5 protein-coding genes are annotated in these 8,141 nt (G+C 67.2%); 2 read left to right on the forward strand and 3 right to left on the reverse strand.

The window, feature by feature from the left end; all coding sequences use genetic code 11:
* Positions 1–440: 440 nt before the first annotated feature.
* From ACWKY3_RS13825 to ACWKY3_RS13835, 3 genes are all read right to left on the reverse strand, one after another.
* Complete coding sequence (locus ACWKY3_RS13825) at positions 441–2,036, reverse strand: FAD-dependent oxidoreductase (protein WP_449316975.1); 1,596 nt, start codon at positions 2,034–2,036, stop codon at positions 441–443.
* A 151-nt stretch (positions 2,037–2,187) separates the two neighbouring features.
* Positions 2,188–3,597 (reverse strand): response regulator transcription factor, encoded by a 1,410-nt coding sequence (locus ACWKY3_RS13830; RefSeq protein WP_449316976.1) that lies wholly within the window; start codon positions 3,595–3,597, stop codon positions 2,188–2,190.
* Positions 3,598–3,631: 34 nt separating this feature from the next.
* Positions 3,632–5,581, reverse strand: a complete 1,950-nt coding sequence (locus tag ACWKY3_RS13835) for an acyltransferase family protein (RefSeq protein ID WP_449316977.1) — start codon at positions 5,579–5,581, stop codon at positions 3,632–3,634.
* A gap of 151 nt (positions 5,582–5,732) precedes the next feature.
* Here ACWKY3_RS13835 and mnmA point away from each other — a divergent pair, with 151 nt between their 5' ends.
* Both mnmA and coaE read left to right on the forward strand, forming a co-directional pair.
* Complete coding sequence (gene mnmA / locus ACWKY3_RS13840; RefSeq protein ID WP_449316979.1) at positions 5,733–6,773, forward strand: tRNA 2-thiouridine(34) synthase MnmA; 1,041 nt, start codon at positions 5,733–5,735, stop codon at positions 6,771–6,773.
* Positions 6,770–7,369: a dephospho-CoA kinase gene (gene coaE / locus ACWKY3_RS13845; protein ID WP_449316978.1), complete on the forward strand. Its 600-nt coding sequence runs from the start codon at positions 6,770–6,772 to the stop codon at positions 7,367–7,369. Before mnmA ends, coaE begins: the two co-directional genes overlap by 4 nt.
* The last annotated feature ends 772 nt before the right edge of the window (positions 7,370–8,141 follow it).

Consider the following 8,141-nt stretch of genomic DNA (forward strand, 5'->3'; position numbering starts at 1 on the left):
CCCGGGCCGGGCCCCCTCCGGTCGGGCGTCGGGCAAGGCCCGCCCGGCGGGTCGGGGGCTTCCGGGGCACCCGGGCGGCCTGCGTGCAGCGACCCGGCCCGGTCCATGCCGGCGGCGGTTTAGCAGGAAGGACCTCCGTTGATGGCGAGAATTCACCGAAGTCGGAAAGAAATCGGCCACGCACCTTTCCGGATCGTCGAAAAAGCCCTGGTCGCTCCTTGCGCGTTGCTCTTGCGAAGCCCGCAAGGAGCGCGCAGGCTTCCGATTTCGGTTATTTCTCGCCATCTTCTCGCCGCATCTCCGCTAAACCGCCGTTGACGCGAACCGGCGTCTGCCGAACCCCGGGCCGAGCCTTCCCTGGCCGGGCGCCGGGCGAGGCCCTCCCCGCCCGAACCCCGGCCAGGCTTATGTCAGTCCTGGTTTGACAGAGGGGAGGGGCGTTACGCCTCGTCCCAGTTTGCGTTGCCGGCCATCTGCTGGACGCAGTAGCGGCCGAACGCAAGCGCGCCGCCGAAGCCTATGCCGGAGGAGTTGTTCGCGTTATGCGTGCCGAGGATAATGCCGCAGTTGCAGTAGCCGCTCACGTTGCCGGCCAGGTACAGCCGGGGGATGAGGTCTCCCATCACGCTCACGGCCTGGCATCCCTGCGTGGCGTCCTGCCGGATGCCGCCTTTGGTGCAGCAGATGGAGTTGGTGGTCTCCCAAGCGTAGAACGGCGGAGTGACGACGGGGACGGGCTCGGCGTTCATGGACACCAGATGCTCGCGTCCGAACAGGCTGTCTCGGCCGGTGGAAGCCACGTCGTCGTTATAGCGGGCCATGGTGGCCGCAAGCGCGTCGGCCGGGACGCCCATGAGGCCGGCCAATTCCTCGAACGTGTTCGCTTGCAGCAAAAGCCCCGAGTCCGTGAGTTTGGCCATGGAATAGTAGGCGCTGTCGTTGTCCGCGTACGCATCGAAGATGGTCTGGTCCCATATCTGGAAGCAGCTCTGGTCGGTTTGGGCGTTCACCTCGTTCCACACGTTGATGTAGCCTTGCGCCTCGTTGACGAAGCGTTCGCCCTCCTTGTTCACCAAGACGGCGCCCACGTGGAAGATGGAGCATGCGTCGCTGATGCCGCCCTTGGGATTGCGGGCCGTCAGCATGTTGAAGTAGTCGATGTGGCGCGTGTCGGCCCCTATCTCCATGGCCATGAGGATGCCCGAGCCATCCTGCCCGATATCGTCCATGCAGCCGTCCATATACACTTCGGCGCCCGCGCCGAACACCCACTTGTTGAGCATGTCGACGTTGCGCGCGTATCCTCCGGAGCACAGAAGCACGCCTTTGCGGGCTTTGAAGTACAGGGGGTTCCCGCTTTTGTCCTGCGCCTGCACCCCGATGACCTCTTTCGTGACGGGGTTTTGGATGAAGTGCGTTGCGGGCGTGTTCAGCCGGATGTCGGCGCCGCGCTCCTCGGCCGCCTCAGCGAGCGTGTTGATGGCGCCGCCGGGGGCCACGTGATGCTCGCGGGGCACCGACTGGCCCGTGGTGCCGATGAGGCTTTCCGCGCGGAACTCCACTCCGAGGTCCGTGAGCCACTCCCACAGAAGCCCTTGCTGCTCGGCGAGCAGCTCTATGTACTCGGGGTAGTTGTCCTCCTTCGTGTACTCGAGCAGGTCCTTGGCCATAAGCTCGGGGGAGTCTTCGATGCCCTGCTCCTTTTGCAGGGGCGATCCGGGTATGCAGATGCCTCCGTTGCAGATGGCGCTGTTGCCGCCGACCTTCGACTGCGACTCCAAGACGATGATGTCAAGGCCCAGGTCGCGCGCCTCAATGCCGGCGGCCAGCCCGGCGCCGCCGGCGCCCACGGCCACGATGTCGGCCTCCGCGTCCCACCGCTCGGGCATCCAGCTTTCCGAGCCGGACGTCGCGCCTTGCGCGCCCGAGCATCCGGCAAGGCCCGTCAGGGCCGCCATGCCTCCTAGGGCGGCGCCGCCTTTGAGGAAGCTGCGGCGGTCGATTCCCGCGCGTTTTCCGTTGCTTGTCGCGTGCATGCTGTCCCTCCTTGCGAAACGGTTTCCCGGTCGGTTCCGGGCTGGTTCGCATTCTGGCGGGAGGCGCGGGGGTCTCGCTACGCACGTTCGGTGTCGTTTTTCGGGGGAGGATCGACCACCCGGGACGGGTGGTCGGCTTCTACCAGGTGCTTTATTCCTCTTCCAGCCCTATGGTGCTCATGAGTTCCTGGCGGCTGTGGATGTCGAGCTTGCGGTAGAGCGACTTCGCGTAGCTGCGCACGGTGTTCTCGGAGATGATCAGGTGCTCGGCGATGTAGCGCTTGGAGCGGCCCCGGCAGATGAGCTTCATCACGTCAAGCTCGCGGCTTGTGAGGTCTCGCTCGCGCGCAAGCGCCTCGCAGCGGCGGTCGAGCTCTTCGAAGTTTTGTATGGGCGGCGGCTCTTCCGGAGGCTTGGTGGAGAACAGGCGCATGTCCAGATCGTCTTTCAAGGTGAATGCGAGGATGGTGGTGACAGCCAGGATGCAGACGAGCTGCACGGCGAGCGTGCCGGCGTGGACGCCTTGCGTGCCCAGCGCGTCGGCGGCCAGCATGCCAAGGAACACGGCTGCGGTGTAGGAGCCCCACCCGACGCCGAACACGACGGCGGGTCGCGTCCGGGTTTGCTGCGTGAGCGCTGCGAGCGCCAATGTGAGCAGGATGTAGACGGCTTGGCGCATGCAGTCGAAGATGGCGAACGCGGCGGGAGGGTTCTGCCATTGGCTCGAAGCTGCCGAGACGGCTATGAGGATGAACACGATTCCTATTTGGCACACCAGGTTGAGGCTCATTCCGCCGCGGGCGCGCCACACGAGCCACAGCAAGATCAATGGGATGGCCGATTTCACGGCAAGACCCGCCACGATAAGCTGCCAGGGAAGGGATGCGGTGTCGGCGTTGATGCGGAACAGCCCCACGGCAACGCCGTAAACGACAAGTTCCCCTATGACGGTTCTCAGGTTGGATCCGTCAAGCGGGAGGGGCTCCCGCTCGCTTTGCTCGTTTTGCGCGGCCCGCGCTTCGGAGATGCTCAGGGAGGCCCTCCTCAACAAGGGGACGATGACGATGGGCACGATGGCGGTGATGGCGAGGGCTGCGGTGAGCGGCACGAACTCAAGGGGGAGCCGCAAAAGCGGCATGAGCGCGTGCGCTCCCATCAAACAGATGAGCATGAAACGCGTCGGCAGCTGCGTGTACAGGGAAAACCAGCGCGCCAAAAACCACGACCAGGAACAACCGCCCAGTATGCCGCCTGCCAGCAGGCTGGCTTCGTGAAAGACAGGATGGGGGAACTGCGCGATGAAGGGAGAGAGGAGCATGGCCAGGGCGAACGGGTAGTCGAGCAGCGGCGGGGGATCGGCTTTGCGGCGGGAGGAGAACGCGGCCGCTGCGAGCATGGTTGCGCCTTGGGCTGCGTAGAACGCCTCGAACGAAGCGGGGGCGAGCGCGTCGAGCGGCTTGAGGAGAAAGCAGCTCCATAGTACGACCAGAGCCAATCCGAGCAGCGGCCATGTTGGGGGTCGTCGGTCGATGGACGAAGCCCCCGTTCGCTCGCGTACCATGCCTCCCCCTCCCCGTGATCGCGACCCTCGGTCCTTACTGCTCCCGCTCTTGCGCCATGCCGTCGACCATGTTCCGGACGAGCGGGGCGACGGCGCCCGTTGCCGCGGTCTTCGCCTGGGCGACGGTCGCCTGGAGCGGGGTTTGCGCGCTGGCCGCCTGGTCGCCCTCCTCGTGGGCGGGCAGAAGCGGGGCCACTGCGCTGTGGACGAGGTCGATGTAGGCTTGGCAGCCCTCCTCCGACAGGTGCGTGCCGTCGCCGTCGAACCAATCCCCCCGGCTCGCGCTGGCGCCGTACCAATCGATGACGCTCACGTTGCCGTGGCGCTCCGCCCCCCGCGCGAGCGCGGCGTTGGTGTCGGCCACCCAGTTCTGCGGGCTGCGCGTGTTGACGAAGAACACCTGCTTGTCGGGTCCCACGGTGTTGACAAGCTCGTCCACCTGCTCGTCGGTGACTGCGCCGTTGGTGCCCAGCGCGAACACCACCACGTCGCCCACGATGCCCTGGTCGGCATAGGAGGCGTACACGTCGCGCCCGACGGGCAGCTGGCGGTTCACGGCGGCGTCGATGGCGCCGTAGGGGAACCGTTCCTGGAAGGCGGGGATGGCGCGCACGGAAACCGAGTCGCCTATCATGATGAGGTCGAGTCGGGGCCGCTCCTCGGCGGGCGCCTCCCCTTCGGCGGGCGCGGGCGGCAGCCCGGCGGTGTGGGCGCTCTCGTCTTTGAGCAAATCGGCGCCCTCGATAGCCGCGGTGGGCGGGACGAGCACAAGGCCGCCTACCGCGGTGAGGGTCACGGCCGCTGCCGCCACGGCGGGGATGGCGTGCAGGTGCAGCCAGTCGGGCATGTCCACCTCGCCCGCGCGCACGCGGCGCACGAACGCGCCGATGGAGCCGCGGCGGATGGGATTTTCCACGAAGCGGTACGAGAACGCGGCGCACGCGAAGATGACCGCGAGCTGCACCGGGTACATCCACCACGGCGTCTCGCCGATGGCGCTTTGCGGGCTCATGAGCAGAAGGAGCGGGTAGTGCCATAGATAGATGCCGTAGGAGCGCAGCCCCACCCACACAAGCGGCTTGGCGCTGGCCGCCCTGCCAAGAGCGCTGGCCGGGTGCACCATGACGGCAATGAGGACAGCGGTCAGAATAGAGGCGAGCAGCGTTCCTCCGTAGTACCAAAACGGAGAGAAGCCGTCCGCCAGCACGGCCATGGCCACAAGCCCGGCGAAAGCGGCCGCGCCCACCCCGTCGAACACCGTGCGCTCCCGCTTGGTCAACCGCACGCCGCTTTTCGCGCCCAGCAGGTGCGAGGGCCACACGAACGCCAACCATGCGCCGATGAGCAGCGAGAACGCGCGCGTGTCCGTGCCGTAGTACACGCGGCTCGGGTCGGCGTCGGGGGTGTAGAGCAAGGCCATCTCGGCGGCGGAGGCCACGGCCAGCGCCAGCGTGGCGTTGCGCATGGCGGCGCGCTTGACCCCCAGCTTGTGCGCCGCGAACAGAAGGAGCGGCCAGATCACGTAGAACTGCTCCTCGATGGCAAGCGACCAGAAGTGCGTGAGCGGCGAAGGCGCGCCCAGCGCGTCGAAGTAGGAGACGTCGCGCAGGATGTACCACCAGTTCGTGACCCAGAGCAGCGCGGCCCACATGTCGTCGCGCAGCTTGGTGAGCAGGCTGTGGTCGAAGACGGTGAACAGCGCCGCGGAGCACGCGATGACGAACACGATGGCGGGGAAGAGCCTGCGGACGCGGCGCAGCCAGAACTGCGGCAGGTCGATGCGGCCGGTGTTGTCCCATTCGATGAGCAGCAGGCTGGTAATGAGGTAGCCGGAGAGCACGAAGAACACGGTGACGCCCAGCAGGCCGCCCGGGGCCCAGGCCATGCCCATATGGTAGGCGATGACGGCGAGCACGGCGAACGCGCGCAGGCCGTCGAGGGCGGGGATGTAGCGTGACTTCGTCTTGGCGTGTTCGGCCGGCATGTCCGGCGCCCTCCTGTTCTTCTCGTGTTCGGCGCAACTCACCAGTATACCAGCGCGCTTGCCCTATAATGGCGAAGTCGGGCGGTTTCAAGATTGGTGGAGGATCGTGTCGGATTCGCAGGGAATCGGTTGTGCCGGGCGGCCCCCTCGGGTGGCGCTCGGGATGAGCGGGGGCGTGGACAGCGCGGTGTCGGCCGCGCTTCTTTTGCGCGCGGGCTTCCAGGTGGTGGGCGTGACGTGCCGCTTCCACGACGACGCGGGCGCGCGCGCCGCCGAGGCGGATGCCGCGCGCGTGTGCGAGGCGCTGGGAGTCGCCCATCTGGTCCACGACGCGACGGCGCTGTTCGAGCGGTGCGTGGTCGAGCCGTTCGCCGAGGCGTACGCGCGCGGCCTCACGCCCAGCCCGTGCGTGGGGTGCAACGCCTGCTGCAAGCTGCCGGCGCTCGCGTCCGTCGCCGCCGAGTTGGGCTGCGATCGCATCGCCACCGGCCATTACGCGCGCGTCGCGCAGCTGTCCGCGAACGGGCGCTTCGTCGTGAAGGCCGCGCTTGACGCGCGCAAGGACCAAAGCTACATGCTGGCTTTGCTCTCCCAGGAGCAGCTGGCCCGCCTCGTGCTGCCGTTGGGCGGCATGACGAAGGCCGAGGTGCGCGTGATGGCGGCTGATCTGGGGCTTTCCGTGGCCGAGAAGCCGGAGAGCCAGGACGTGTGCTTCATAGAGGGCGATTACCGGGACTTTTTGCGCGAGCGCGGCGCGGCGGGGGAGCCGGGCGATGTTGTGGACCGCACGGGGCGGGTGCTGGGGCGGCACGAGGGGCTGCCGGGCTACACCGTGGGGCAGCGCAAAGGCATCGGCATCGCCGCCGCCGAGCCTTACTATGTGGTGGAGAAGCGCGTGGCCGCAAACGAGCTGGTGGTGGGCTTTGCCAACGAGGCGCGCATCGGGGCGGTGCGCGTGTCGGGCATGAACTGGCAGGCGTTCGAGGCGCTCGACGGCCCGCGCGAGGCGATGGTGAAACTGCGCTACCGGAGCCGGCCCGTTGCGTGTATCATGGAGCCGGAAGGCGACCGGCGCGTGCGGGTGGCGCTGCGGGCTGCGCAGCCGACGACGGCGCCGGGGCAGTGCGCCGTCCTGTACGAGGGCGACACCGTGCTCGGGGGCGGCATGATCGAGGAGGTAGAGCAAGCATGAAGAAGCTGTTCGTCATCGGCGGCATGGGTGCTGGGAAGTCCACGGCGCGCAAGGCCCTCGTCGACCAGGGCCTGCCCTATATCGACCTTGATCAGGTGGGCCACGATGTGCTTTTGTGGGACACGGTGAAAGAGGAGCTGGTCGATGCGTTCGGCGCGGACATCCTGGGGTCCGATGGCGAGATCGTCCGCCGCGACCTTGCGGCGAAGGCCTTCGTGAACCCGGCCGAGACGCGCAAGCTCAACCGCATCACGTTGCCGCGCATAGAGGAGGCGTTCACCGACCGCGTGGCCGAGCTTGAGCGCGAGGGCCATGCGGCCGTGGTGGTGGAGCAGTCCGTGTTCAAGAACCGGCATTCGTCGCTTGCCTACGACGCCGACGTGGTCATGGCGGTGCTCGCGCCGCTCGACATGCGCATCGAGCGCGCGGTGAAGTCCGGCTGGGACGAGGCCGACGTGCGCCGTCGCATCGCGCAGCAGATCACCGACGCGGACCGCATCGAGGCGGCCGACGTGGTGTTCAACAACGACGGCTCGCCCGAGGAGCTGCGCAACAAGGTACTGGCCTGGTGGGCCGAGTACTCCAAGGAGCTGTAAGCCCTCGCTGCTGACGGCCGGCCGACGGCTGCTGGCTGGCGATTGGCGGCTACCGGCAGCCAGGCGTGGCCTTCGATTGGCGGTTGTCGGTTGATGACTGCCGGCTGTCGGTGACTGGTAGCTGATGGCTGGCGGCTGATGGAGGCCGACCGGAGCCCGGCCGCTGATGGTTGCCGACTGGAGCCTAGCCGCTGATGACTGCCGGCTGCCGGTTGTCAACGGTCGATTGACGTGGGAGTTCGGTTTCTATCGGCGTTGTCATCCGGAGAGGGCGGGGCGCTTCGGGTGCCGACCCCTTCGGGCGTCTGATGCCCCTCTCTGTCAAACCGTCGTCGACGAGGGCCGCGCCCACCGCGCTGCGTGCCCATCGCGCTCGTGGGTCGGTCGCATCTGCGGCCGACTGCGCCTGCAGGTTGGCCGCAGACGCGAGTTGGTCGCACATGATGCGCAGCGTCCCGGCCCGACCTCTGCCAACAGCGGTTTGGCAGGGAGGGCGCTGTCTGTGCTGGAAAACAGCCAGATTGCGACGCTTCGCGGGGGTCGTGGGCGGTTCTGACGGCGAAGACGCACATGCTCGCATATTCCACCTGGGCCTTTGTTGGCGGCGAAAGGGAGAGGTTGGCGGGTCGGGCTGAAAAACGTCGCAATCTGGTGATTTTTCAGCGAAACAGCTCTCTCTGCTAAACCGCCGACTGCGCGGGCCGGGCCGGGTCGCTGCGGGGGGTAGGGGGAAGCACAAAACCCACCCCCACCCAAATAGAGCGGTCCCGCC

Source organism: Rubneribacter sp., from assembly GCF_965361815.1.

Excerpts from the sequence above, each read along its gene's own strand:
- coaE (WP_449316978.1), top strand. The coding sequence starts at position 6,770 with ATGAAGAAGCTGTTCGTCATCGGCGGCATGGGTGCTGGGAAGTCCACG.
- ACWKY3_RS13835 (WP_449316977.1), bottom strand. The coding sequence starts at position 5,581 with ATGCCGGCCGAACACGCCAAGACGAAGTCACGCTACATCCCCGCCCTC.
- ACWKY3_RS13830 (WP_449316976.1), bottom strand. The coding sequence starts at position 3,597 with ATGGTACGCGAGCGAACGGGGGCTTCGTCCATCGACCGACGACCCCCA.
- ACWKY3_RS13825 (WP_449316975.1), bottom strand. The coding sequence starts at position 2,036 with ATGCACGCGACAAGCAACGGAAAACGCGCGGGAATCGACCGCCGCAGC.